Here is a 25168-nt window from a genome sequence, read left to right as displayed (position 1 = left end):
CCGGGTTATGACACTGCAATCCATGACGGGCTTCGCCCGGGTCGAAGGCACGTCCGGGCGCTACCGATGGGCCTGGGAACTGCGCTCGGTGAACGGCAAGGGCCTCGACATCCGCTCGCGTCTGCCCCAGGGCCAGGAATACCTGGAAACCGACCTTCGACGTCTCGTCGGCGAGCGCCTGGCGCGCGGCAACCTCCAGGTCGGCCTCTCGCTGTCCGTCAGCGAGAACCGGGTCGAGGCGGTGCTCAACCACGATGCCCTGAATGCCGTGCTGGCGCTGCGCGACCAGCTCGGTCCCGATGTGCTCGACCCGGCGCCGCTCAGGCTCGATACGCTGCTCTCGATCCGTGGTCTCGTCGACATGCGCGAGGCAGTGGACGACGAAGATGCGGTGACCCGACGCGACGCCGATATCCTGGCCGGCCTCGGCGAGGCCGTGACGGCGCTTGCGACCATGCGCGAGACGGAAGGGGCGGCGTTGCGCGCCATCCTCGAAGATCAGATTACCCGCATCGAGACGCTGGCCCTGCAGATCGAGGCCGACCCCTCCCGCTCGCCGGAAGAGATCGCCCGCCGGCTGGAAGCGCAGCTCGCCGGCCTGATGGATACGACGTCAGGCCTCGACCGCGACCGCTTGCATCAGGAGATCGCGTTGATCGCCACCAAGGCGGACCTGCGCGAGGAAATCGACCGGCTGAAGGCGCATGTGACGGCCGCCCGCGAATTGTTGTCGGTCGGCGGTCCCGTCGGCCGCAAACTCGATTTCCTGGCGCAGGAATTTAACCGCGAATCAAATACTATCTGTTCCAAATCCAATGCCGTCGCGGTCACTGCCGCCGGCATCGAGTTGAAGGTCGTCATCGACCAGTTCCGCGAACAGGTACAGAATCTGGAGTAGTCCATGGCCCCTTCGGCACCCGCACTGGTAAAGATCCCGAGGCGTGGCCTGATGCTGGTGATTTCCTCACCCTCCGGCGCAGGCAAGTCGACGATCGCCCGCACCCTGATGGACAAGGACCAGCAGATCGGTCTGTCGGTCAGCGTCACGACGCGTCCGCGTCGCCAGAGCGAGATCGAAGGTGTGCACTACAAATTCGTCTCGCAGCGCGAATTCGAACGCCTGCGCGACAGCGATAGCCTGCTTGAATGGGCGCAGGTGCATGGCAACTACTACGGCACCCCGCGCGAGGCAGTCGAGACCGCCATGGGCGAAGGCCGCGACATGCTCTTCGACATCGACTGGCAGGGCGCCCAGCAGCTGCAGGAAAAGATGTCGGCCGACGTGGTCTCGATCTTCATCCTGCCGCCGACCATGGCCGAACTGCAGTCACGGCTGCATCGCCGTGCGGAAGACTCCGAAGAGGTCATCCAGACCCGCCTCAACAATTCCCGCGCCGAGATTGCCCATTGGCGCGAATATGACTATGTCATCGTCAACGACGACCTGAACGCCGCCTTCGATGCGGTTCAGTCGATCGTCAAGGCCGAGCGCCTGCGCCGCGACCGCCGCCACGGGCTGTTCGATTTCGTTGAGGGGCTGATCGCCTAATTTTTACGCGCCCGGGAAAGCAATTTATTGGCGAGTAAGCTTTAGCTAAAATTAACGACAACCTTTTAGGGTGTTGCGTTGAAAAGTGTTTTTTCGCGCGAGCTGAAAGGTTGGACATGCGGGTCATCGATGTTTCAATAAAGTGGCGTCTTCTGGCCGCACTGGCGGTTCCCCTTGTCGCAACTGCTACATTGGCAGGCGTTGAGGTCCTCAGTGCCATCAGGGATTACTCCCAGGCCGACAATATGGTGTCGGTCGCTGCAGAGATTGGCCACATCGGTGATCTCGTCCATGATCTCCAGGTCGAGCGAGGGCTGACGGCGGGTTTCCTTGGCTCCAAGGGCACCAAGAACAAGGATGCGTTGCAGGCTGCGCGGACCAATACCACGCAGGAAACGCAGGCAGTCGTGGATGTGCTGGCGCAGATCAAGGTGACGGATACCGTGCTTGCGGTTGAGGCCGAGGCGGTGTCTGCCGATCTGGAAAAGCTGGCGCAGAACCGCGCCGGCATCGACGGTCTGGCGCTGACCGGTCCGGAAGCCTTTGCCTACTACACCGCATCGATTGCCGATCTCATGACCCTGGCACAGGATTATTCGCTCCCGCATTCGCCAGAGGGGACCGCCAATGCATTGGTCGCGCATGGCCTGATCATAAATGCCAAGGAACTGGCCGGCCAGGAGCGCGGAATGGGCAATGGCTTCATCACGGCCGGCGCCTTCGACCCGAAGCGCTTCATGGCGTTTGTCGGTCTGGGCGGAGCCCAGCGTGAGCTCATCGCCAAGTTCCTGAAACTCATGCCGCCCGAACAGCGCGACAGCTACCAGAAGACACTGGCAGGAGATGGGCTTTCACAGCTCGAAGAATTCCGCCAGCAACTCATCGCAGGCGGAATTTCCAGTTCTTTGTCCGGTCTGGATGCCGGCGCCTGGTTCGCTCTCGCAACCAAGCAGATCGACCTGATGAAGCAGGTGGAGACGGCGGTTGTTGAGGCGATCGCGGCCGATGCTGCAACACGGGCTGATGCAGCCTGGTGGCGTCTGATGACAGTCGGCGGGTCGGTTCTTGCCGGTTTCGTCCTGACGATCTCGTTTGCCAGCTCCTTGTCCTACACGGTCATCCGGCCGATCGGTATGCTCACCGAAGCGGTCGAGCGCCTGTCGCGCGACGAGATCGATGTCCATCTGATCCACAGCGAAGGCAATGATGAGGTCGGGCGCATGGGGCAAGCCATCCGTCATTGCGTGGCCAACAGCAAGGCGAAGGCTGAGCGGGAGCGTGATGAACAGGAAAAGATCGAGGCGGATAAGCGTGCCCGCGAACGGGCCGCAGAACAGGAACGCGCCGAGCGAGCGGCGGAAATTGCCTATGCGGTTGGCGAACTGGCGGCCGGTTTGGCAGCCTTGGCGCGCGGCGAGACTAACTACCGTGCCCAGCATCCTTTCGCAGGCGAACTGGAGCGTCTGAGGACCGATTTCAACAACTCGATGAGCACGCTGCACTCGGTCGTTGAAACGATTGCCCAGAGTTCCGATACCATCAAGAGCGGATCGGATGAACTGCGTAGCTCTGCGGATGAACTCGCTCAACGTACAGAGCGTCAGGCCGCAGCTCTGGAGCAGGCCTCAGCGTCTCTCAGCGAGGTGACGTCGAACTTGGCCCAATCGAGCAAGAGAGCCGAATCGGTTGGCAATCTGGTGCAGACCACAGCGGCCGATGCCATGCAGTCGGGCACGGTCGTCGCCAACACGGTGGAGGCCATTTCTCAGATCGAACAGTCTTCGGGGCAGATCGGGCAGATCATCAGCGTCATCGACGAGATCGCTTTCCAGACCAACCTTCTGGCACTCAATGCGGGTGTTGAGGCGGCCCGGGCCGGAGAGGCCGGAAAGGGCTTCGCCGTCGTCGCCCAGGAAGTCCGCGAACTCGCGCAAAGGTCGGCGACAGCTGCGAGGGAGATCAAGGCATTGATCCAGAGATCGAGCAAGGAAGTGCAACTCGGCGTCGAACTGGTTGGTGAAACGGGTCGGGCCCTGCGGCAGATCGAGGCGAATGTCTCGCGGATCAATCAGGACGTCGTGGAAATAGTCCGTGCATCGCGTGAACAGTCGGCCTCGATCAGTGAAATCAATGCCGCGATGAACCAGATGGATCAGGTGACGCAGCAAAATGCGGCAATGGTCGAGGAGGCGACCGCTGCCACCCATTCGCTCGGAACGGAAGCCCATCGTCTCAGTGAACAGGTCGACATCTTCCGCGGTGGCGGCCGTAAAGAGCACGGCCGGCGGGCGGCCTGAGGGCCGCCGCAGCCTCTACATCGGCTCACCGTATCTGGCGCTCGCGACCGACTGCCAGATACGGTGACCTTCACTCCCCCCTCGGAAAACGCTGACTCTCTTCCAGGATGTTGAGATCCATATGGTTGCGCATATAGCGCTCGGACGCCTTCTGCAGCGGCTGGTAGTCCCAGGGGAAATAGGCACCGTTGCGCAGCGCCTGATAAACCACATGCCGGCGCGCCTGGCTTTCGCGCACGGCCGCGTCGAATTTCGTCAGATCCCAGCGTGACCGCGCCTCGTCGGCAAGCCGATTGAACACCGATTGGGCGGAAGGCGCGTCGGCCAGGTTTTCGAGTTCATAAGGGTCTGCCTCCAGATCGACCAGGATCGGCGCGTCTGCCTGGCAGAGCGTCAGCTTGTAGCGGGCGTCGCGCAGGCCGACCATGGGGCTGACCGTGCCCTCGGCCGCATATTCCATCGGCACCATTCCGCGAGTGCCAGTCCCCTTGGCCAGCGGCATCAGGTCTTCGCCATCGGTCCAATCGGCAAGCGTCGAGATGTCGATGCCGGCGAGGCCAGCGACCGTCGGCGTCACGTCGAGCGTCGAGACCGGCGTCGTCACCAGCCGTCCCTCGATGCCGGGAACCGAGATCATCAGCGGCACGCGGGCCGATCCCTCGAAGAAATTCATCTTGAACCACAGACCGCGCTCGCCCAGCATGTCGCCATGGTCGGAGACGAAGAGGATGACGGTATTGTCCGCCATGCGCGTCCGCTCCAGCACGTCGAGGATCTCGCCGATTTTGTCGTCGACATAGGAGATATTGGCGAAATAGCCCTGCCGCGCCCGGCGGATCTGTTCGTCGGTGATGTCGAAAGCGGTGTGGTCGCAGGCGTCCATCAGGCGCTGTGAATGCGTATCCTGCTCGTCATAGGGAATCGCCGGCACCGTCGGATCAAGCGCCGGGCAGTCTTCATAGAGATCCCAGTACTTGCGCCGCGCCACATAAGGGTCGTGCGGATGGGTGAAACTCACTGTCAGGCACCACGGCCGTTCGTCATGGCCGCGTGACAGGTCGTAGAGCCGGCGGGTGGCGTTGTAGGCAACCTCGTCGTCATACTCCATCTGGTTGGTGATCTCGGCGACACCGGCGCCGGTCACGGAGCCAAGATTGTGATACCACCAGTCGATCCGCTCGCCGGGTTTGCGATAGTCCGGCGTCCAGCCGAAATCGGCGGGGTAGATGTCCGTCGTCAACCGTTCCTCGAAGCCGTGCAACTGGTCTGGCCCGACGAAATGCATTTTGCCGGACAGGCTGGTCTGATAGCCCGCCGCGCGCAGATGGTGCGCAAAAGTCGGGATATCCGAGGCGAATTCCGCCGCATTGTCATAGACCCGCGTGCGGCTCGGCAATTGCCCCGACATGAAGGAGGCGCGCGCCGGTGCGCAGAGCGGGCTCGCCGTATAGGCATTGGCAAAGCGGACGGACCGGTCAGCCAGCGATTTCAGATGCGGTGCATGGAGAAAATCCGCCGGTCCGTCGGGAAAGAAGGTGCCGTTGAACTGGTCCACCATCAGGATCAGGATGTTCGGGCGTTCAGTCATGGATTTCCCCTTTGCCTTGATATTGTCTGGGCTTATTGAAGAGGGAGAGCCAATGGCTGTGTAGTCGTAGTTTTTTGATGCATGGTATAAGGAATTTGGATGGCTGAGGCGCCGGTGTATCTGGGCTGGATGAGACTTCTGGTCGAAGTCGCACGACGAGGTTCCCTCTCGGCCGCAGCAGAAGCCATGGGGCTGAGCCAGCCGGCAGTCAGCTATCAGGTCCGCTTGCTTGAACAGCGCTTCGGTGTTCCCTTGCTCAAGCGTCTGCATCGGGGTGTGAGCCTCACGGACGAGGGGCGCCGGCTGCTCCAGATTGCCGAGCGGACGGTGCGTGATGTCGACACGCTCGAGCGTGACATCCGCCGGGGCCGCCGTCGCCCGGTGATCCGTCTTGTCACCGACTATGCCTTTTCGAGCCTCTGGCTGATTCCCAGAATGCCAGGCTTTCGCCAGGCGCATCCGCAGATCGACCTGCAGATTGTCGCCTCCCAACGCCTCGCATCCGACTGGCAGGAGGAAGGTGATCTCGCGGTGGCCTTTGGCGCTCGTGCAGATTTCGCCGGCGCTGCCATGCTGCTCATGCCGGAACGCGTCGTGCCTGTCTGCGCACCGGCGCTGCTGGCGCGATGGACGCAGGACGACGGCTCTGCCGTGGCTGATGCCCCCCGCATTCATCTCGAAGCGGAGCCAGGGTCGCCCTGGCTGGATTGGAGATCCTATGCCGCCGCCGCTGGAACCTCTCTGGAGCCGGGAAGCGTACCCGGCGACCTGCGCTTCAACACCTATGCCATGGTCGTGCAGGCCGCTCTGGGTGGGCAGGGCATGGCGCTGGGCTGGCTCGGCGTCATCGATCAATTCCTGGAGGCAGGTCTGCTCGTACCGGCCGGTGAATGCGTCGAGGTTCCGGACAGAGGTTACTGGTTGCTGGGCGGATCGGAGCAAGGCGCCGTCATGCAGCTCCGTGCGTGGTTGCAGGATGAGACGGGTGCCGCAGAACGTCAGTCGTCCTGACACGGGTGAATGGCTGAAATTTAGCATTGTATAAGTTGCATAAGTTATTCGTAGCTAATATTTAACCGCTTCTGTCTCATTCTCCAGCTGCCGTTAAAGTTGCGTGTCGCACCGACATGCACAGGCTGATCTGGAGACAGAAATGCGCTTGACCGACATCTCGGTAACCTGGCGTCTTGCTTTCGCCCTCGCCGTTCCACTGCTCGCCTTGGCAGGCCTTGCCTATGTCGAGATCAACAGCACCTATCTTGCCTACATGAACGCCCGCGAACTGGGCGTGGTGAGCGAAGATCTCGGAATTCTCGGGGATCTGGTCCACTCGCTCCAGTCCGAACGTGCCGAAGCTGTTGGCGTGCTGGCGACCAAGGGGACGCAGCATCGCACCGAGCTGGCAAATGCGCGCACTGCCGTTGATGCGGGCGTGGGCCATGTGGCGAAGATCAGGTCGGACATTCTCGCAGAGGGCGATCCAACGTTGACGCGCCACGAGCAGGGGCTGGAGCAGATACTCGCCGAGCTCACCGCGATCCGCTCGAAGGTCGATACCCTCGGCATCTCCCAGACAGAAACGTTCACCTACTACACCGTGCTCGTGCGCAACCTGATGAAGATCTCCCAGGAGTTTTCGCTGGAAGCCGGCGCCAAGGGCGTCGTGGGCAAGATGATGGCCTACAGCCTGCTGATGAATGCCAAGGAAGTGGCGGGGCAGGAGCGCAATCTCGGCCACAGCTTCCTTGCCGAGGGCAGGTTCGACGAAGCCCACTACCTCGATTTCATCGGCATGTTCGGGTCGCAGAAGACCCTTATCGATCAGTATCTCGATCTCATCCCAGACGGCGACCGCGAGCACTATGCCGCGTCGCTGCATACCCCTGATGCCGATGCGGTTGAAAAGATCCGTTCTGCGATGATGAAGGCAGGCCTGACAGCGGATTTCACCGGCTTCAACGATCAGGAATGGCTCGAACGTTCGGCCAGACGGATCGAGCGCCTGAAGGAGCTGGAAAACGAGACCCTGGCGGCAATCGTTGCAGACAGCCAGGCGATCGCCGACGGTGAATACCATCATCTGCTCAAGGTTGGCGGCATCACCGGTGGTGTCCTCGCAATCGCCTGCTTCTTCGCGATTTCGCTCTCGCTGACCGTCGTGCGCCCTTTGCGTCTGCTCACCCGGACCATGCACAAACTGGCGGCAGGCGAGATCGAGGTGGATCTCATTCGCTCCGACAGCAAGGACGAGATTGGCCAGATGGGGTCGGCGGTCGGCCGTTACATTGCCCTTGCCAGGGAACGGATGCTGAAGGACATTGCCGAACAGGAGGAGGCTGCAAGGATCAAGCGTCTTGCCGAAATGGCAGCCGAGCAGGAGCGCGCTGAGCGTGCCGCGGAGATCGCCTATGCCGTCGAACAGCTCGCCGAGGGTCTGGATGCGCTATCGAGCGGCGAAATCGGCTTCCGTCTCGAACGCCCGTTTGCCGAGAGCCTGGATGCCCTCAGAACCAATTTCAATGGTTCCATGGAGCGGCTCTGCGGAATCATGGCGACCATTCGCCAGAGCACCGGTCATCTGCATGGAGGCTCGCAAGAGCTGCAACTGGCTGCAGATGATCTCGCGCGCCGGACCGAGCGTCAGGCGGCGGCGCTTGAGGAGGCGGCCGCCTCCATCAACGAAATCACCACCGCAATCGGCAGCGCTGCCCAACGGGCAGACGAGGCCGGTAACCTGGTGCGTGAGGCGACCCAGACGGCACAGCGCTCCGGTGCCGTTGTCAGCGACACGGTGAAGGCCATGCATCATATCGAGCACTCGTCGGGTCAGATCGGCCAGATCATCGGTGTTATCGACGAGATTGCCTTCCAGACCAACCTTCTCGCCCTGAATGCCGGCGTTGAGGCGGCAAGGGCAGGGGAAAGCGGTCGAGGTTTTGCGGTCGTCGCCCAGGAGGTTCGCGAACTCGCCCAGCGTTCCGCCACGGCAGCACGCGAGATCAAGGCACTGATCTCCCGTTCCGCGCAGGAAGTGGAGGCCGGCGTCCGTCTCGTTCGGGAAACCGGCGAGACACTACGGGGTATCGAGGACCACGTGCTGAAGATCAACGATCGCGTGGCGGCCATCGTCTCGTCCGCGCACCAGCAGAAGGCAGCGCTTGAGGAGATCAGTCAGGCGGTGAGCCAGATGGACCAGGTGACGCAACAGAATGCCGCCATGGTCGAGGAGGCGAGCGCGGCAACCTCAAGCGTCGCGACGGAAGCTGACCGGCTCAACGCCCAGATTGCACTGTTCCGGCTGCCGAACGAAAAGGCGGGCGGTAGAGCTGCCCGTCAGGCAGCCTGAACGGCTTCTCACAGCAGGTTGGCGAGCCGGCAGAATTCCTCGACGCTGAGCGTTTCGGCGCGGCGTTGAGGGGCGATATCGGCCCGGGCGAGCAGAGCCTCGCCGCCGATCGACTTGACACTCTGCCGCAGCATCTTGCGCCTCTGGCCGAAGGCTGCAGTCGTCACGCGCTCGAGCTTTGCGGGATCGCAGGGGAGCGGTGTCAGACGCGGTTCGAGATGAACGACTGTTGAGGTGACTTTCGGTGGCGGCGTAAATGCCTGCGGCGGAATGTCGAAGGCCATATGCGCTTCCGTGCGCCAGCCACACAAGACACCGAGCCGGCCGTAATGGTTGTCGTCCTCCTGGGCGACGATCCGCTGGCCGACCTCTTTCTGGAACATCAGAGTGAGCGACGACCAGAAGGGGGGCCATTGACGTGGCAAGAGCCAGTTCACCAGCAGTTGCGTGCCGACGTTGTAGGGCAGGTTGGCGATGATCTTGACCGGCTTGCCATCGGCAAGCGCTTCGAAATCGGTCTTCAGCGCGTCGCCTTCGATCACCTCGAGTCGGCCCGGATAATGTGCCTGGACCTCCGCCAGAGCGGCAAGGCAGCGGGCGTCGCGCTCCACGGCGACAACCTTGGCTGCACCAAGCGCCAGGATCGCCCGCGTCAGGCCGCCAGGCCCCGGTCCGATCTCGAACACCGTGGCGCCTTCCAGTGACCCGGCAGTGCGGGCGACCTTCTGGGTCAGGTTGAGGTCGAGAATGAAATTCTGGCCGAGCGATTTCTTCGCATCCAGCCCATGCCGCGCGATCACGTCCCGCAGCGGCGGCAATCCGTCAAGGGCAGCCATCAGGTTCTGTCTTTCGAGAAACGGCTCATGGCGTCCGCCATTTTGAGTGCCGCCACGAGGCTCTGCTCGCGGGCAAGCCCGGTGCCGGCCAGGCCGAAGGCCGTGCCGTGGTCGGGCGACGTGCGGATGAAGGGGAGGCCGAGCGTAACATTCACGCTATCGTCGAACCCAAGCGCCTTGGCGGGGATCAGGGCCTGATCATGATACATGCAGATCGCCACATCATAGCGTGTTCGCGCTTCGTCATGGAACATGGTATCGGCCGGCAAAGGGCCGAAAGCATCGATCCCGGCATCGCGCAGGCGACGGAGCGCCGGACGGATGAGATCCTCGTCCTCGGTGCCGATCGCGCCACCTTCGCCCGCATGCGGATTGAGACCGGCCACGGCCAGGCGCGGATGTGCGAGGCCGAAACGGCTGGTCAGATCCGCAGCGACGATCCGGCAGGTCTCGACGATCGAGTCTTCCGTCAGTGCCCCCGGCACGTCCTTGATCGGGATGTGAATGGTCACAGGTACGGCGCGGAGCTTCGGTCCGGCCAGCATCATGACAGGAACAAACGGCTGCCCCGTTGCCCTTGCCGCAAGATCGGCCAGAAATTCGGTGTGACCGGGAAAGCCGAAACCCGCTTCGTAGAGCACGGACTTGGCAATCGGATTGGTAACAACGGCGCGCGTCTTGCCGGAGAGGGTGAGTTGCACCGCCGTCTCGATCGCGGCGATCGTGCCGCGCGCATTCGCGACATGCGGCTTGCCGGCAAGTACGTCGCTCCCGGTCGGCAGAGGGAGGACGGGCAGCGCGTCCGCGAACAGGGCGGTCGCGCCCTCGCAATCGGTTTCAGCGATGGAGACGCTCATGTCGAGCTGACGGGCGCGAACCTTCAGGACCTCCGGATCGCCGATATAGAGAAAGGCCGGCAGATCAAGCGCCGCCCGATGCGCAAACGCTTGCAAGGCAATATCGGGACCAATACCCGAGGGATCGCCCTGGCTCAGCGCAAGCGGAAGAACGGCATCGGTCATGTCTCGGCCTTCCGCCGTCACTGCATTACGATCTGGGCCTTGGAGCGCAGTTCTTCCAGATACTTGGCGGAGTTCGGGTTTTCGCCTTCCTTCTTTTCCTTGCCGAGATCTTCGGCACGGAACACGATTTCGGCTGCAACGTCATCCGACACCTGGCGCTGGTTGCAGATCGCCAGATATTCGACGCCACGGTCGGTCACGCGGGTTGCCGTCGTTCCGCCCTTCGCCTTCTCGATCAGGGGCTTCCATTCGGGCGGAAGCTCAGGCTCCATCACGCGGCCGAGATTGCGGACGGAAACGTCGAGATAGTTCTTGGCAAACTGCATCGCCTGATCGCAACCCGGGAAGGACGCACGGGACTTCTCGGCTTCTGCCTTGCGCTTGCCGACGATCCCCTTTTTCGAGGCAGGCACGACGAAGATCACCTGCTTCAGCATGTATTCGGTGGTTACCGGCTTTTGCTTGTTCTCGAGCAGACGTGTGACCAGTTCCTGGTTCGACAGCCTGCTGCTGGCACCGCCGGCATAACGGGCGTTGACGAGGCGAGGCCAGCTCATGGAAACGGCAATGAATGCCTTGAAATGCGCAGCGGTGACGCCGGCGCGATCAAGGATCGAGTTGAGCTGTTCGACCGACATCTTGTTGGATGCGGCAAAGCGGGCAAACGAAGCATCCACGTCGGCCGTGCTGACCGACATGCCGACGCGCGCGATTTCCTCACGCTTCAGGGCTTCTTCGATCAACTCTTCCTTGGCGAGCTTCTGCAGATTCCCGCTCTTGCGCTGCAGGCGCAGGAACGCCGCGCGACGAGACACGTCGCCGCTCGTGATCGCGGTCTTGTTGACCACCGCGACGACCGATGTCGCTGCGATCGCCTGGTCGCCGCCGAACGGCGCCGGGGACACGCTCAGCGACAGCGCAATAACGCCGGCGAGCAGAAGCCTGATGCCGTTTTTCGCTGTAGCCATCTCATATCCTTTCTCCGGACAAACAAGGATTTGCCGGACGTTCTTCGTCATGCGGATCTTAAAACTGCCGCATGGTTTGTACAATCCATGCGGCAAAACAAAGGCTCAGAACGCGGCCTTCGACCTCACTAGAGCGAAACGTCGCTAAGCTTGACTTCACCCAGCGTACGGAACACCAGCCTGCCGCCGATGGTCCAGTCGTTCGCTGTCGAATCGTCGGGGTCTGTTTTGTCCGCATAATAGACGGAGAAGGTCGTGCATTCGTCAGCGTAAGAGACGCCGACGCTGCGCCGGTTGAACGCATTCGAGTCGATGTCGTAGTTGGCGGAGCCGAAGACAGACCACGACTCGTTCACCTTAACCGAGGCGTTGGCAGAAACCGTCTGGTTGTCTTCCTTGAAGCTGTATTCCGGGCGCGCGGCCACCTGCGAGAAGGTCACGCTCGTCGACAGCCGGTCATTGGCATAGGTTGCGTTCACGTCCGTACGCCGCAGCTCAAGCGTCTTCTCGTCGAGTCGGACGCCCGTGCTCACCGAGAGGCCCATGGGCAATTCGATACCGGCCGAAGCAACGAAGTCCGACACGTCCGTTTCCAGGCCCGAATCGGAGCCTACCGCGAGCAGATCATCCGTCGCATAGGAGTTCAGGCCGGCGAGGTGATAGGACTGGCCCATGACGGCACGCAGTCCGATGCCATTGTCGAGGCTGCCGGTATAACGAAGGCCGACATTGGCGCGTGTGCCGCCCTCGACCCGGTCAAAGCCGGAGAACTTGTTGCGCGAGAACAGGTTGCTGGCATCGAAGACCAGGCTCTGCGAGTCTTCATTCGGAAGGGCGCCGGCCAGTTGCTCGTCATTCCGGGCATAGATCTGCGCAATCGGCTCGATGATATGGGTGCTATTGCCCATCGTGACCAGCCACGGATAGCGCAGCTCGACCCCAGCCGTCACCATCAAGCGTGTCGGCGCATCTTCCGACGTGTAGCCGGCGTAGTCTGCCGGCTCATCCATGGCGAGCCCGTAAGCATCGCCACGTGCTGCCAGAAGCGGCGTGATCTGCAGACCGCCCGGCCCGTCGAATGTCCGTTCCCATTCGAGGTCGCCCGACAGGCGGTTCATATTGCCCTTCAGGCCGCGATACAGATCGTTGCCGGGCAGACCGTCGATGTTCGCAGCCTCTTCCGAGAAGCGGGACAGGGACGTGAAGTTCATCGTTCCCGACAATTGGCCACCCGCGACAAGTTCCGGCGCATAATAGCTGTAGTCGAGTGTCGGCAGGACGGTTGCCTGCTTCTTCTCCGCCGTATTGTTGATGTCGGCGTCCTGCACGTCGAAATAGTAGCCGCGCATGTCGAAGAAATTCCGGTCACCTTGGCCGGTCAGATAGACCGTATTGGTGTTGGTGGAATTGTTGAGTCCCTGGACGGAATAGGTGCGCGCAAAATTGTTGTCCGATTGGAACATGACATCCCAACCGAAGCTCCAGCGTGGGTTGATCTTGAAATCACCCTTGGAGGCCACGAGGCCGCGCAAGTCGTGCGCTGCGTCGCTGGTATTGGCAGAAAAGCTCTCGCTGTCCATCTGGCTGATGCCGGCAATCCGCAGATTGGCTTGCCCCTTTTCGAAGCGCTGACGGATCTCGCCTTCGATGAGGACACCCTGCTTGGTAAAGCCGGTCGTCGTGATTGTCGCGTCGCGATCCGGAGCAATCGCGATATAGTAGGGGACCGAGATGCCGAAGCCGACATTTTCGCCAGAGCGGAATTCCGGGAACAAGAAGCCGGACTTACGTTTTACGGTATTGTCAGGGACTTCGATGAACGGAAGCGTCGCAAGCGAATGGCCGAAGAGTTCGAAGCGGGCTCTTTCAAGCCGAACCGTATGCTTCTTCCCGTCCTGAATGACGCGTTCCGCCTTCACCTGCCAGATCGGCGGGCGAGTGGGGTTTTCGGCACAGGGCAGGCAGGCCGTGTAGACACCCTTGTGAAGGATCATCTGCGTGCCGCCGACGCGTTCCGCAGTCTCGGCAACCAGACGGGTGTTGTCGCTCGTTTCGACGCGCAGCGTGCGAAGGAAACCGTCGGCGAAGTTGTCGGTGACGTCGAGGGATTCCGCGTAGACGCGGTTACCGGTCGGCTCCACCAGTTCGATGTTGCCGGCCGCCGTGACTCGTCCCGTCTTCTGGTCATAGACCACCTGACGAGCGACCATCTGGTAGCCGTTGTAATTGATCTGCACCGCACCGCTTGCCACGACGCGCTCGGCGTCACGGTCATAAAGCAGTTCATTGGCTGCGAGGAGGAGTTTCGCGTCTTCAGGCATTGCTGCGGAACCGGAGGCCGGTGCCGAGAGGCTTTGTGCATGCACGACAGGCGCGGGGAGCGACAAAGCGCACACAGCGACACCGGTCAGCAGGGCTACAGTGAGCCTCCTGATATTCGCGCGGTCTTTTACCGCCACTAACCATCCTCCTTATGAAGCAGAATCGTTGCCCCCAATGCCATCGCTACGACAACTGGTACCCAGGCCGCAACATACGGCGGCATGACGCCGCTGCTTCCAAATGCCCTGACGAGCACTGTCACAACATAAAGCACGAAGCCTGACAAGATTCCACCGAGAATCACCGATCTCGATTGGTTGATCCGGCTGAATTTGAGCGACACGGTTGCAGCAATCAACGTCATTGCAATCATGAGAAACGGCAATGACAGAAGCGAGTGAAACTGGGTTTCCAGGGCATGGGGGGAGATGCCAAACGACTTGGTGACCTCAATTTTTCTAAAAAGATCATAAAAAGCAACGCTATCCGGCTGGACGAGGCGCTGCTGCACAAATTCCGCATTCAGGTTCGTCGGAACCCGAGCCTCTGCCAGTCGCTTCTGGATCTCGCCGGGACGGGTCTCCGTCACGTCGGTAAGGATCCAGTAACCATCTTGCAACTTCGCTGTGCGGGAATCCTGCCGAAGGACGATCCGCCCGTCCTTGTCGAAGTGCAGAAGCACGGCATCGATCAGCAGCGTTCCGTCCTCGAGCACGGTCTGTGCACCGATGGCGACGTCGGAATTGCCACTGCTCTGGCGAAGCCACGGAACCGGCTGAGGCTTGGCCTGTGCAGCCGACTCGCGCCAGTCGGATTGGATCTGCGTGCCCTGTCGCTGGCCCCAGGCTGCGAGCGGATTGATCACCAGCGTCGTGGCCAACCCGATGAGGGCGGCTCCGATCAGGAACGGCGCCATGAACTGCCAGACCGAGATCCCGGCCGCGCGGGCGACAACGAGTTCAGACTTCCGATTGAAGCTGATCAGGGTCGCCATCCCGACGAAGAGGCCGATAAACGGCACGGTCTGCTGCAGGATGAGCGGCAGGCGCAGCGCCGTAAGGTACAGCACGCCGGCGACCGAATAGCCTGGGAGGTTGTCGAACCGGCCGGATGTCTCGGTGAAGTCGATGAGGAATGTGATGCTGATGACGCCGAGGAAGAACCAAAGCGTCGTCATCATATAGCGGCGGAAGAAATAGAGGCCGAGGGTCCGGATCATGCCGCACTCCCCGCATCCTGGCCCAGGCGCTTGCGCGCCGATGCCACCGCGAGGCCAATCAGCCTGGAGGCGAAACGCGGCAGTTTCGGCCGTGTGTCGGTCATGAGGTAGATCAGGGACAGGCCGCCAGCAAGGAGCGGAATGGCGTAGAGAAGAACGGCAAATCCGCCATCCTGCTCGGTGAGTGACGTTGCATAACTGTGCATCCAGAACACCGTCAGAGCCGCAATCAGCGCGGACACCATGGGATGCAGGTGTGCTTCGCGATGCGAGCGGGCATCGCCGCACAGCATCAGGGAAATCAGCGTGAACGCAATCGGGAAGAGGGCGGAGCTGATGCGGCGATGCAGTTCCGCGACGTAGTCGCCGGGATTGCGCTGGTATGACGGGTCCATCGGGTCGGGATCGAACAGCTCCGTAAGCGACTTGTCTTTTGCCCCCAGTCGCGTCTGGCCGCGTTCCTGGGACAGATCGGAGAGGTCGAAGGCATAACGATCGAAGCGGATCACGGTCACGTCGCCCGTTGGTGCTTTCCGCTGCACTTCGCCGTCCTGCATGATCAAGGTCTTCCCGCTCTCGTCAACGGCACCTTCCCGGGCGTAGTAGATCATCTGCGAGGCCGGGTCGCGGGAATCGGCGATCAGCAGGCCCTTGAGGCCACGCCCGGCCTGCCGTTGTGAAACCTGGACATACAGGCCTTCCTCGATCTTGCGGAAGGTCTTCTCTTCGATGACGGAAGACAGGAGATCGGCATAAGCAGTCGAAATCATCGTGCGCACATTCACCCGCATCGCCGGCTCGACGAAGCTGACCATCACCAGTGAGAACAGGGTCAGTCCGACACCGAGCAGCACGAGCGGTCGCCGGATCGTCGAACGCGATGCGCCGGCGGCGTCGACCACGGCCAGTTCGGAATCATTGTTCATCGTGGTCAGCGTCTGCGTAATGCCGATGACGAGGGCAAAGGGCAGGACCGTGGAAATGAGAGTCGGCAGGATCATCGTCGCCAGCTTCATGAAGGAGCCGACCGACTGCCCGCTGTCCGTCACGAGATTGATACGCTGCAATACCTGGGTGGTCCAGATGATCGCCAGCACCGGCAAAAGGGCCGTGAGGAACATCAGGACGACGCGTCGCAGGATATATTGTTCGAGTATCTTCATGCGGTTCCCTGACGCCCCTGCGAAAAAGCACGAAGGGCCGATGTCGAGCCTTCTCTACGATGCTTGCGGCGATTTGGCGACCGATGTGGCAAATTTTCCCCGGCTTCATGTTCCGCTTTTTTGCCCGACCGCGACAAAACGGACACGCTTCGCCAGATGGGCGGCATAAGCGGCCGGGAGATGGGATGAGCAAGTGCCGGGACGGCGACGCATTCGGGGGACTGCGTCAACAAAGACGCGCCCGCGTCTTGCCATCGCGAGCGAAAAGACCATGATCGGCGCACCATTTGATCAAAGACGCCAGGATTGAAATTTCATGTCGACTAAACTCGCCATCTCCTTCGCCAAGTCGCATGCCGTGACTTCGGGCCTTGCCATCGTTTTGAAGACAACCGAGGCGGAAACGCCTTCGGGACTGGCCGAGGCGGATCCGGCTGGCGTCTACGCGCGGGCGGCCAAAGTGGCCAAGTTTTCCGGCAAATCGTCCTCGGTGCTCGACATCGTCGCGCCGCATGGTTCCGAAGCAGACCGCTTGGTGGTGCTGGGTCTCGGCAAGGCGGAGCAACTGACGGCGCATGACTGGCTGAAAGCCGGCGGCAGCGCGACGGCCAACCTGAAGGGCGCTGAATCGGCGACCGTATTCCTGGACGTGCCCAATCTTGACGTCTCGCCCAAAGCCGCTGCCGACTTTGCGCTGGGCATGCTGCTGCGCGCCTACAAGTTCGATGCCTACAAGACGAAGAAGAAGGGCGACGACGACGAAGCGAAGGCCGACAAGACAGTGAAGGTCACCATCGTCACCGCTGACGCATCCGGCGCCAAGAAGGCCTTCGCCGAGGCCCGCGCCATCGCCGACGGTGTCGTGCTTGCGCGCGATCTCGTCAACGAACCGGCCAATGTGCTGGGCCCGCTCGAATTCGCAGCCAAGGCCAAGGAGCTGGAAGACCTCGGTGTCGAGATCGAGATCCTGACCGAAAAGGACATGAAGAAGCTCGGAATGGGCGCTCTCCTGGGGGTTGCCCAGGGTTCGGTGCGTCCGCCCCGTCTCGTGGTCATGCAGTGGAAAGGCGGCAAGGCCAAGGACAAGCCGATCGCCTTCATCGGCAAGGGCGTCGTCTTCGATACCGGCGGTATCTCGATCAAGCCCGCCGGTGGCATGGAGGAGATGAAGGGCGACATGGGCGGGGCAGCCGCCGTGACAGGGCTCATGCATGTGCTCGCCGCCCGCAAGGCCAAAGCCAATGTCGTCGGCATCATCGGCCTCGTGGAAAACATGCCTGATGGCAATGCCCAGCGCCCCGGCGACATCGTCACCTCCATGTCCGGTCAGACGATCGAGGTCATCAACACCGATGCCGAAGGCCGCCTGGTGCTCTGCGATGCGCTTTGGTATTGCAACGAGCGCTTTGAACCCGCCTTTATGATCAATCTCGCGACCCTGACCGGCGCCATTCTCGTTGCGCTCGGCAACCTGCATGCCGGCCTGTTCTCCAACGACGATGCGTTGTCAGAGAAGCTGCTGGCCGCAGGCCTCAGCACCAATGAGCGCCTGTGGCGCATGCCGCTCGGCAAGGACTACGACAAGATGATCGATTCGAAGTTCGCCGACATGAAGAATACCGGCGGCCGGCATGCGGGATCGATCACGGCGGCCCAGTTCCTCAAGCGCTTTGTCAAGGACACGCCCTGGGCCCATCTCGACATCGCCGGCACGGCGATGGGCTCGCCGAGCGACGAGATCAACCAGTCCTGGGGCTCTGGATACGGCGTGCGCCTGCTCGATGAACTCGTCCGGGCGAACTACGAAGCCTGACCGGGGCCAAGGAAACACGTGTGGCAGAAGTCCTTTTCTACCATCTGACCGAATCGAAACTGGAAGACGCGCTCCCACCGCTCCTCGAAAAGAGCGTGGAGCGCGGCTGGACAGTTGCGGTTCAGACCCGTGATCCCGAGCGGCGGGATGCCCTTGATGCGCATCTATGGGTTTACCGGGACGACAGTTTCTTGCCGCATGGAACGGATGAGGGAGCAACGCCTGCGCGCCAGCCCGTGCTTTTGACCGTGCGGCCGGACAACTTGAACGAGGCCAGCGTGCGTTTCCTGGTCGACGGCGCCGAGCCGCCTGAGACGCTCGACTATGACCGCGTGGTCTTCGTTTTCGATGGTTACGACGCGACCCAGCTGGAGGCCGCCCGCGGGCAGTGGAAGAAGCTGAAGGCCGAAGGCCACAGCCTGACCTACTGGCAGCAGACGCCGGAAGGGCGCTGGGAAAAGAAGGCCTGAGCCGGACGCCGTCACCTTCGGCGTCCCACCCGGCTGTCAGCCTTTCATGATTGTCTGGCGCAAGAAGCTGTAGCCGAGGGCGGTGCGGCGCGCCATTTCGCCCGAATTCCCAGCCCCGCCGTGACCGCCGGAGCCGAATTCATGAAAAAGGGGCGTGTGGCCGGCCTCTTCGAGCCTCAGGGCAAACCGTCTTGCATGGGATGGATGAACCCGGTCGTCATTGGTCGAGCTTTCGATATAGACCGGCGGATACGTCTTGTCAGAGGCCTGTGCGATCTGGTGCAGCGGCGAATAGCTGAGGAGATAGGCGCGGTCGGCCTCATCGTCCGGATTGCCATATTCGTCCATCCAGGCCCGCCCGGCCGGGAAGAGGTGGAAGCGGGTCATGTCGAGTACGGGCACGCGGCACCAGACGGCGCCGAAATCATCCGGATAGCGCGTCAGCATCACGCCGGTCAGCAGGCCGCCATTGCTGGCGCCCGTGCAGGCGATGCGCGATGGCTTCGAATAGCCACGCTTAACCAGATCACGGGCGATCGCGACGAAATCCTCGTAAGCCTTGTGGCGCCCGTGACGCTTGACGGGGCTATGCCATTGCGGCCCGAGCTCCGCACCACCGCGGATATAGGCCTGAACATAGGCACCGCCCTGTTCGACAAAGCGGCCAGTGGTGCCGGAGTAATGCGGCGCGAGCGATGCGGCAAAGCCGCCATAGCCATAGATCAGAACCGGCAATTCACCCATCCTCCACGCCTTCGGCAGCACCAGATGGTAAGGCACCTTGGTGCCATCTGCCGATGTGGCTTCCAGAAGTTGGCTCGTCATGCCGTCCGCATCGAAGTAAGCCGGTGACGTTTCCTGCGGCTTGAGTGCCAGCGTATGGGTGACTGGCCGACGATACTGATCGGAAAGGGAGAGTGTGTATCGGGTGGGCGGCACCAGAAAGCCGGAGCCGATGACCGACAGAGTGTCGTCGCCCAGATGCAGGTCGGCATAAAGCGGCGTGAAGTAAAGCGCTTCGATGCCGTCGGGCAGCACGATCCGCTGCGGTTCCGCATCTTCGCGTGTGAGGTCCAGCGCATAAAGGGATGGGGAAAGGTTTTCGTCGACGGAATAGACCGCCCAGTGGCGCAGCAGGGTGAAGTGATGGGCGGCACGTCCCGGTGCCGGCTCGACCAGAATGCGGCGCCGAGATGCCAGCGGCTCTTCGCCGAACGGTGTCAGCGCCTGCAGGACGAGACTGCCGCTCGCCACCTGCTCATCGTTCTTGGCAAGCCAGAGGACGTGGCTGTGGTTGATATCGAAGCCGATTTCCTGGGGCAGCGGCAGGCGGCGGGCAAAGCCCTTGGCATCTCCCACATGCAGGCTGAGCTTGCCGATCTCGTGGTTCGCCATGAATACGCGGATCTGCTGTGTGTCCGGCCCGTCGTGGCCGCCGAGCTTGGGATCAATGACGAAGCCATAGGCTGTGACGTCGCTCGGGGCAGCTTCAAAGAGGATCTCGGCCTCTGCCGGGGACTGGCCGCGCCGCAGGCGCCGTCCAACCCTTGGCCAACCGGACTCGGTGGCGGAAAACGCATCGATCGAGCCGAAATAAGCGATTTCATCACCGCTCAGCCACGTAGCCTGCGCCCGGACAGCCGGCGTATCGAAGCCGCCGTCGACGACTTGTTTGGTTTCAAGATCGAACTCCAGGAAACGTGTGAGGTCCGAGCCGCCGTCGGAAAGGCGAAACAAGACACGTGTCGGTTCGAAGGGGCAGGTGACACAGCCGCCGAAGATCCAGCGTTTGCCCTCCCGCGCGCAGAACGCGTCGACGTCGAACACCGTTTCCCAGGGGGCATCGGCAGAGGGCGCAAGTTCCGCCGGAAGCCGGCGCAGCACGCCGAGCGGGTTGTCGCGCGAGCGATTGAAATCAAAGAGCCAGTCGCCGCGCCGGGCGGGAACGATGAGCCTGTCCTGTCGCTCCATCATCGCCTGAAGTGCGGCCGCATCGGCCTCCATCTCCGGCGTCGTCAACGCCTCTTCTGAGCGCGTGTTCCGGGCGGCGACGAAGGCCAGCGTCTGCGGATCACCGTCTTTTTCGAGAAAGAGATCCATGACGCTGCTCCTCTGTATCTGTCGTGCGTTTATGTCAGGCGAGATCGGTGCGACGGAAATCCTCACCCACATAGAGGAGGACGGCACCGGATGCCTTGGCGCCTGCATAGGAAAAACAGTCGCCGAAATTGAGGCGGGCCGGATGGCGTCCCTTGCCGTAACGGGAGAACGCATCAAGGGCAGCAAGCGCCGTGTCGCGGGTGGCAGGCAGGATCTCGGCGTTCAGTTCGGCGAGAAACTCCTCCACGAGTTTGAGCGCATCCTCCACAGTCTTCTTGGTGCGCGACGCGATCACCACTGTTGTCTCATAGATGACGGTTGGCGAAGTCGAAAAACGCGTTGGAGCGGTTGCCATGCGGTCGAGAAGTTGCTGACGCTGCGGTGCATCTGTGAGAATTTCCACAAGCGCAGAACTATCGATGAACATCGTTGTCGCCCCACATTTCGTCGAGAAACGCCTTCTCGTCGAAGGGCTCGAGAGACTCATAGGTTGGCATATTGTATTTTGCCCGAAGTCTCTCCAGCCGCTCGGCAAGCGGCGGGCGCTGTTCGTCCTCCTGCACCACGCGTTCCAGCGCCTGGCGGATGGCATCCGTCTTGGTCGGGGCTTTCAGGATCTTCTGCGCCTGCTCGGCGAGCTGGTTCACCTTTTCATCGCGCACGTAAAGCGGCATGGCGTCACCTCTGAATATACGCCATCAAGATAATGTATATTCAGGGTTACAACAAGGAAGGAGCCGATCAGCCGGCCATGCCCTCTTCATATTCGGCGGAAAGCTCCAGCCATTGCTCTTCGGCATCCGAAAGCTTTGCCGCCGCTTCGCCACGCTGCTTGGCTTTTTCCGCTGCCTTGGCAGGTGCCTTCTCATAGAGAGCGGGGTCGGCCAGCTCCTTGTCCAGCGTCTGAATCAAAGTCTCCAGCTTCTTCGTCAAAGCCTCGACTTCGTTGATCTTTTTCTTCAGCGGCGCAAGGCTCGCCCGTCGGTCGGCGGCAGCCTTGCGCTGTTCCGCCTTGTTGACCTGGTCGCCGGTTGAAATGTCCGCCTTGTCCTTCTCTGCGGGCTTCTTGCCCGAGGCGATAATCAGGCCGCGATACTCCTCCATGTCGCCGTCGAAACTGGTCACGGTACCGTTGTTGACCAGCCACAGCCGGTCAACAGTCGCCTCGATCAGGTGGCGATCGTGGCTGATCAGGATGACGGCACCTTCATAGTCGTTCAGCGCCTCGATCAGCGCCTTGCGGCTGTCGATGTCGAGGTGGTTGGTCGGCTCGTCGAGGATCAACAGGTTCGGCGCGTGGAAGGCGGCAAGGCCCATCAGAAGGCGCGCTTTTTCGCCACCGGAGAGATCCTTGGCGGCCGTGTCCATCTTCTCGGTGGCAAGCCCCATCTGCGCGACGCGCGCGCGCACCTTGGCTTCCGGCTCGAGCGGCATCAGCCGGCGCACATGCGCGACAGGGCTTTCGTTCGGAATGAGGTCGTCCAGCTGGTGCTGGGCGAAGAAGCCGATTTTCAGGCTCGATGCCGTCTTCAGCTGTCCGCCCTGGGCTTCAAGACGTCCGGAGATGAACTTGGCGAAGGTCGACTTGCCGTTGCCGTTCGAGCCGAGCAGCGCGATGCGGTCATCATTGTCGATCCGAAGGTTCAGGTTCTTCAGGATCGGCTTGCCCGGTTCGTATCCGACAACGCCGCTGGAAATGGCGACGATCGGCGATGCCGGCTGTTTCTCCGGCTTCGGGAAGGTGATCGGGTGGACATGATCCTCGATCACGGCCGCCACCGTGCCCATGCGCTCAAGTGCCTTAATGCGGCTTTGCGCCTGCTTGGCCTTGGTCGCCTTGGCGCGGAAACGATCGATGAAGCTCTGCAAATGCTTGCGCGCGGCGTCGTTCTTTGCCTTGGCCTTCATCTGCAATTCGTCGTTTTCGGCCTTCTGCCGCTCGAAGCTGTCATAACCGCCGCGATAGAAGGTCAGCTTCTTCTGATCGAGATGGATGATCGAGTTGACGGCCGTGTTGAGAAGGTCGCGGTCGTGGCTGATGATGATGACCGTATGCGGATAACGCCGCACATAGTCCTCGAGCCAAAGCGTGCCTTCGAGGTCGAGATAGTTGGTCGGCTCGTCGAGCAGCAGAAGGTCCGGCTCGGCAAAAAGCACGGCCGCCAGCGCCACGCGCATGCGCCAACCGCCGGAGAAAGATGATGCCGGGCGCAGCTGTGCTTCGTGATCGAAGCCGAGACCGGATAGGATCGTCGCGGCGCGTGCCTCGGCTGAATGCGCACCGATATCGGCAAGCCGCGTCTGGATTTCGGCGATCCGGTGCGGATCGGTCGCTGTCTCCGCTTCGAGCAGTAGGGCAGCACGTTCCTTGTCGGCAGACAGCACGATCGAGATCAGCGACTCTTCCGTGCCAGGCGCTTCCTGCGCCACCTGACCGATCTTGGCATTCTTCGGGATCGAGATATTGCCGGTTTCGGCCGAGAGGTCGCCCGTGATGATCCGGAACAGGGTCGACTTGCCGGCGCCGTTCTTGCCAACGAGGCCGGCTTTGGTGCCGGCCGGCAATGCGACGGTTGCGTGGTCGATGAGAAGCCTGCCGGCGATCCGGGCGGAAATGTCGTTGATCGTGATCATGTCTGGCTTTTGGCTGATCTGCCGGTCAAAGGCAAGCTGTCCGCGCGGTCGTTTTCCGGCTTGGCAAGGGGCTCAGGCGACCTGGCGTTGCCCCGGCTTGTGCCCGATGATCGGCTGGCGCGGATTGAGGCGGGCGAGCTGAGTGGCGGTCTTGGCGAGCGAAAGCCAGTGGAGCGCATCGGTCGCCTCCTGGCCCATGACATGGCCGAGCGCCAGCGGCAATCCGCCGACCTCATGACCGGAATCGCTGGCGAAGATCAGATTGTTCTCCGCCGTGATGAAGAGCCGTTCGGCGATGATATGCGCCTCATTCGCGTCGATGTCGTCGAAGATGAAAGCGAAGGTGTCGGCTTCGATCCGGGCGATATAATCGTGTTTCTTGATTGCCTTGCGGAAGATGCCCGCCAATCCCTTGATCAGTTTGGCCGTCGCCTCGTCGCCATACTGCTGGTGCAGGTGCGGAAGGTCGCAGATCTCGATCAGCACCAGGGCGCTCGTATGCGCGGCGGTGGTGCTCGCATGGGCCTCCTCCAGTTTTTGCAGAAAGGCCGCCCGGTTCGGCAGCCCGGTCAACCGGTCGCGCAGTGTCATAATCTTGGCAGCCTGCATGGCACGGTCGGCCGTTTCCAGCGTTTGCAAGCCCTGAGTGACCTCATGCGCCAACAGCGTTTCCGCCTGGACCATTTCCCGCGCGATGGAGGCCAGAAGATCGAGTTCGCCAAGAAGTTGGTCTATCCCCACATCGGCGTCCGCGCGGACCGAGGCTGCTGCCGTTTCGACGGAGCGGGCAAAACTGCGCTTTTGGCTGAGCCCCAGCGCCAGTTTCTCCCTGATCGAAGAAAGCGCTGTCAGCGCCTCCGTCTGCAGCCTCTCGGCCGTCGCGCCGCAATGGCCGGGCAGCCTGTGTTTCAGCCCGAGCTGGTCGAGCGCTTGCTGGCTGGGGCGGGCACCGAGTGCGGCGAGTTCATGGGTAAGATCCGGATGGCCACCGCTCAGTGCTTCACAGACCAGTTCGAAATTGCGGGGCAGGGGAGCTATCTGATGCCGCGTCATCACGGCCGTGATCTTCTGCAGGGCATCCGTGCCCGGCTTCTCTGCACGATGCGACCCGCCCGTGATGTTGTCCTGCATGGGAGCCCCTCTTGCCCGTCCTGGTTCCGATGTTCAGGCGAAAAGGTCGGACAGAACCTTTGGCAAAAGGTTTATGCGCCCGCAGGAGCAACAAATGCGGTTAATCGATCGTGTCCGTCGTCACATCCAGGCCCGCCCTTGCGAGCGCAGGAAATAGATGAGGTCGATGGCAAGGGATGGCTTGCCCATCCCGGTCAATCCCGCGTGAACCTGTCCACGGTGATGGGTCTGGTGGTTGAACATATGGACGAGGGCGGGCGAGAGCCGATGCTGGATCAGACCCTGTGCCGAAAGCGGCGAATAGGAGATCTGGGCGTCCAGCTGCTCCGCCGTCAGGTTTTCCACATAGGTGATGATCCGCTCATCCTCATTTCTGCGGGCCTCCTGCAACTCGGCAAAGGTGGCGCAAGGGTGCTCGTTGAGGGCGGACGGCCGGGGGCCTTCGCCGGTGAACCGGTTCAGCCAGACACGATCTGCGGTCAGCAGGTGGCTGAGCGTGCCGAAGATCGATCCAAAGAAGGCGCCGGTATCGCGATGCAACTCGTCGTCGGACAGTTCTGCTGCGGCGTCATAGACGAGCGCGTTTGCCCATCGGTTGTAAGCCGCCATCATCTTGAGGTTGTCCATGATGTGCTCCTCTTCTGTGTCTCGCACTTCGCGCTTTTGCGTGATGTTATCAGCGCCGCGTGTAAAGGGGGCTGATGGATCCC

At 61.7% G+C, this 25168-nt stretch carries 20 protein-coding genes; 7 read left to right on the top strand and 13 right to left on the bottom strand.

Features of this window, described 5'->3' with window-relative positions:
- Positions 1 to 7 precede the first annotated feature (7 nt).
- From DMY87_RS20630 to DMY87_RS20620, 3 genes are all read left to right on the top strand, one after another.
- Positions 8 to 898, top strand: coding sequence for a YicC/YloC family endoribonuclease (locus tag DMY87_RS20630; RefSeq protein ID WP_110793501.1), 891 nt, complete (start codon positions 8 to 10; stop codon positions 896 to 898).
- A gap of 3 nt (positions 899 to 901) precedes the next feature.
- Entirely contained in the window at positions 902 to 1549 is a 648-nt protein-coding gene (gmk, locus tag DMY87_RS20625; RefSeq protein ID WP_110793500.1) for a guanylate kinase, read from the top strand.
- Between the two features lie 116 nt (positions 1550 to 1665).
- The gene (locus DMY87_RS20620; RefSeq protein ID WP_110793499.1) at positions 1666 to 3846 is read left to right on the top strand and encodes a methyl-accepting chemotaxis protein; all 2181 of its coding nucleotides are present in this window, start codon (positions 1666 to 1668) and stop codon (positions 3844 to 3846) included.
- A 70-nt stretch (positions 3847 to 3916) separates the two neighbouring features.
- Here DMY87_RS20620 and betC read toward each other — a convergent pair whose 3' ends face one another.
- On the bottom strand, positions 3917 to 5434 hold the full coding sequence (gene betC, locus DMY87_RS20615) for a choline-sulfatase (protein ID WP_110793498.1): 1518 nt from the start codon (positions 5432 to 5434) through the stop codon (positions 3917 to 3919).
- A gap of 99 nt (positions 5435 to 5533) precedes the next feature.
- Here betC and DMY87_RS20610 point away from each other — a divergent pair, with 99 nt between their 5' ends.
- Together DMY87_RS20610 and DMY87_RS20605 are read left to right on the top strand one after the other, a co-directional pair.
- A complete protein-coding gene (locus DMY87_RS20610) occupies positions 5534 to 6445 on the top strand; it encodes a LysR family transcriptional regulator (RefSeq protein ID WP_110793497.1) in 912 nt (303 codons plus the stop codon).
- Between the two features lie 142 nt (positions 6446 to 6587).
- Complete coding sequence (locus DMY87_RS20605) at positions 6588 to 8780, top strand: methyl-accepting chemotaxis protein (RefSeq protein WP_110793496.1); 2193 nt, start codon at positions 6588 to 6590, stop codon at positions 8778 to 8780.
- 8 nt (positions 8781 to 8788) lie between these two features.
- On the opposite strand, the gene rsmA is transcribed toward DMY87_RS20605, so the two are convergent.
- The 6 genes from rsmA to lptF form a co-directional block, all read right to left on the bottom strand.
- Entirely contained in the window at positions 8789 to 9616 is an 828-nt protein-coding gene (gene rsmA, locus DMY87_RS20600) for a 16S rRNA (adenine(1518)-N(6)/adenine(1519)-N(6))-dimethyltransferase RsmA (protein WP_110793495.1), read from the bottom strand.
- Positions 9616 to 10638, bottom strand: a complete 1023-nt coding sequence (gene pdxA / locus DMY87_RS20595; RefSeq protein WP_110793494.1) for a 4-hydroxythreonine-4-phosphate dehydrogenase PdxA — start codon at positions 10636 to 10638, stop codon at positions 9616 to 9618. The genes rsmA and pdxA overlap by 1 nt, the downstream gene beginning before the upstream one ends.
- Positions 10639 to 10655: 17 nt before the next feature.
- Positions 10656 to 11606: a SurA N-terminal domain-containing protein gene (locus DMY87_RS20590; protein ID WP_110793493.1), complete on the bottom strand. Its 951-nt coding sequence runs from the start codon at positions 11604 to 11606 to the stop codon at positions 10656 to 10658.
- Between the two features lie 128 nt (positions 11607 to 11734).
- A complete protein-coding gene (locus DMY87_RS20585) occupies positions 11735 to 14065 on the bottom strand; it encodes an LPS-assembly protein LptD (RefSeq protein WP_425353518.1) in 2331 nt (776 codons plus the stop codon).
- Positions 14065 to 15147, bottom strand: a complete 1083-nt coding sequence (gene lptG, locus DMY87_RS20580) for an LPS export ABC transporter permease LptG (RefSeq protein ID WP_110793492.1) — start codon at positions 15145 to 15147, stop codon at positions 14065 to 14067. The genes DMY87_RS20585 and lptG overlap by 1 nt, the downstream gene beginning before the upstream one ends.
- The gene (gene lptF, locus DMY87_RS20575; protein ID WP_110793491.1) at positions 15144 to 16310 is read right to left on the bottom strand and encodes an LPS export ABC transporter permease LptF; all 1167 of its coding nucleotides are present in this window, start codon (positions 16308 to 16310) and stop codon (positions 15144 to 15146) included. The genes lptG and lptF overlap by 4 nt, the downstream gene beginning before the upstream one ends.
- Before the next feature lie 316 nt (positions 16311 to 16626).
- Here lptF and DMY87_RS20570 point away from each other — a divergent pair, with 316 nt between their 5' ends.
- Complete coding sequence (locus DMY87_RS20570; RefSeq protein ID WP_110793490.1) at positions 16627 to 18123, top strand: leucyl aminopeptidase; 1497 nt, start codon at positions 16627 to 16629, stop codon at positions 18121 to 18123.
- 20 nt (positions 18124 to 18143) lie between these two features.
- Complete coding sequence (locus DMY87_RS20565) at positions 18144 to 18593, top strand: DNA polymerase III subunit chi (protein WP_110793489.1); 450 nt, start codon at positions 18144 to 18146, stop codon at positions 18591 to 18593.
- Positions 18594 to 18629: 36 nt separating this feature from the next.
- Here DMY87_RS20565 and DMY87_RS20560 read toward each other — a convergent pair whose 3' ends face one another.
- The 6 genes from DMY87_RS20560 to DMY87_RS20535 all read right to left on the bottom strand — a co-directional run bounded on the left by DMY87_RS20560 (position 18630) and on the right by DMY87_RS20535 (position 25088).
- Complete coding sequence (locus tag DMY87_RS20560) at positions 18630 to 20693, bottom strand: prolyl oligopeptidase family serine peptidase (RefSeq protein WP_110793488.1); 2064 nt, start codon at positions 20691 to 20693, stop codon at positions 18630 to 18632.
- A 34-nt stretch (positions 20694 to 20727) separates the two neighbouring features.
- A complete protein-coding gene (locus DMY87_RS20555) occupies positions 20728 to 21120 on the bottom strand; it encodes a type II toxin-antitoxin system VapC family toxin (protein ID WP_165826375.1) in 393 nt (130 codons plus the stop codon).
- Positions 21107 to 21367 (bottom strand): type II toxin-antitoxin system VapB family antitoxin, encoded by a 261-nt coding sequence (locus tag DMY87_RS20550; protein WP_110793486.1) that lies wholly within the window; start codon positions 21365 to 21367, stop codon positions 21107 to 21109. Before DMY87_RS20550 ends, DMY87_RS20555 begins: the two co-directional genes overlap by 14 nt.
- A 67-nt stretch (positions 21368 to 21434) precedes the next feature.
- A complete protein-coding gene (gene abc-f, locus DMY87_RS20545; RefSeq protein ID WP_110793485.1) occupies positions 21435 to 23327 on the bottom strand; it encodes a ribosomal protection-like ABC-F family protein in 1893 nt (630 codons plus the stop codon).
- 72 nt (positions 23328 to 23399) lie between these two features.
- Positions 23400 to 24458, bottom strand: a complete 1059-nt coding sequence (locus DMY87_RS20540; protein ID WP_110793484.1) for a GGDEF domain-containing protein — start codon at positions 24456 to 24458, stop codon at positions 23400 to 23402.
- Positions 24459 to 24578: 120 nt separating this feature from the next.
- A complete protein-coding gene (locus DMY87_RS20535; protein WP_165826388.1) occupies positions 24579 to 25088 on the bottom strand; it encodes a DinB family protein in 510 nt (169 codons plus the stop codon).
- Positions 25089 to 25168: the final 80 nt, after the last annotated feature.

Source organism: Peteryoungia wuzhouensis, assembly GCF_003205195.1.
GTDB lineage: Bacteria > Pseudomonadota > Alphaproteobacteria > Rhizobiales > Rhizobiaceae > Allorhizobium > Allorhizobium wuzhouense.
Note: the sequence above shows the minus strand (reverse complement) of the source record. Positions and strands in the feature narration are given on the sequence as shown.

What these genes read in the sequence shown, in the direction of transcription:
- DMY87_RS20540 (WP_110793484.1), bottom strand. Translation starts at nt 24,458, where the DNA reads ATGCAGGACAACATCACGGGCGGGTCGCATCGTGCAGAGAAGCCGGGC.
- DMY87_RS20605 (WP_110793496.1), top strand. Translation starts at nt 6,588, where the DNA reads ATGCGCTTGACCGACATCTCGGTAACCTGGCGTCTTGCTTTCGCCCTC.
- DMY87_RS20610 (WP_110793497.1), top strand. Translation starts at nt 5,534, where the DNA reads ATGGCTGAGGCGCCGGTGTATCTGGGCTGGATGAGACTTCTGGTCGAA.
- gmk (WP_110793500.1), top strand. Translation starts at nt 902, where the DNA reads ATGGCCCCTTCGGCACCCGCACTGGTAAAGATCCCGAGGCGTGGCCTG.
- DMY87_RS20555 (WP_165826375.1), bottom strand. Translation starts at nt 21,120, where the DNA reads ATGTTCATCGATAGTTCTGCGCTTGTGGAAATTCTCACAGATGCACCG.
- lptG (WP_110793492.1), bottom strand. Translation starts at nt 15,147, where the DNA reads ATGATCCGGACCCTCGGCCTCTATTTCTTCCGCCGCTATATGATGACG.
- DMY87_RS20590 (WP_110793493.1), bottom strand. Translation starts at nt 11,606, where the DNA reads ATGGCTACAGCGAAAAACGGCATCAGGCTTCTGCTCGCCGGCGTTATT.
- lptF (WP_110793491.1), bottom strand. Translation starts at nt 16,310, where the DNA reads ATGAAGATACTCGAACAATATATCCTGCGACGCGTCGTCCTGATGTTC.
- DMY87_RS20550 (WP_110793486.1), bottom strand. Translation starts at nt 21,367, where the DNA reads ATGCCGCTTTACGTGCGCGATGAAAAGGTGAACCAGCTCGCCGAGCAG.
- abc-f (WP_110793485.1), bottom strand. Translation starts at nt 23,327, where the DNA reads ATGATCACGATCAACGACATTTCCGCCCGGATCGCCGGCAGGCTTCTC.
- betC (WP_110793498.1), bottom strand. Translation starts at nt 5,434, where the DNA reads ATGACTGAACGCCCGAACATCCTGATCCTGATGGTGGACCAGTTCAAC.
- DMY87_RS20630 (WP_110793501.1), top strand. Translation starts at nt 8, where the DNA reads ATGACACTGCAATCCATGACGGGCTTCGCCCGGGTCGAAGGCACGTCC.
- DMY87_RS20570 (WP_110793490.1), top strand. Translation starts at nt 16,627, where the DNA reads ATGTCGACTAAACTCGCCATCTCCTTCGCCAAGTCGCATGCCGTGACT.
- DMY87_RS20560 (WP_110793488.1), bottom strand. Translation starts at nt 20,693, where the DNA reads ATGGATCTCTTTCTCGAAAAAGACGGTGATCCGCAGACGCTGGCCTTC.
- pdxA (WP_110793494.1), bottom strand. Translation starts at nt 10,638, where the DNA reads ATGACCGATGCCGTTCTTCCGCTTGCGCTGAGCCAGGGCGATCCCTCG.
- rsmA (WP_110793495.1), bottom strand. Translation starts at nt 9,616, where the DNA reads ATGGCTGCCCTTGACGGATTGCCGCCGCTGCGGGACGTGATCGCGCGG.
- DMY87_RS20620 (WP_110793499.1), top strand. Translation starts at nt 1,666, where the DNA reads ATGCGGGTCATCGATGTTTCAATAAAGTGGCGTCTTCTGGCCGCACTG.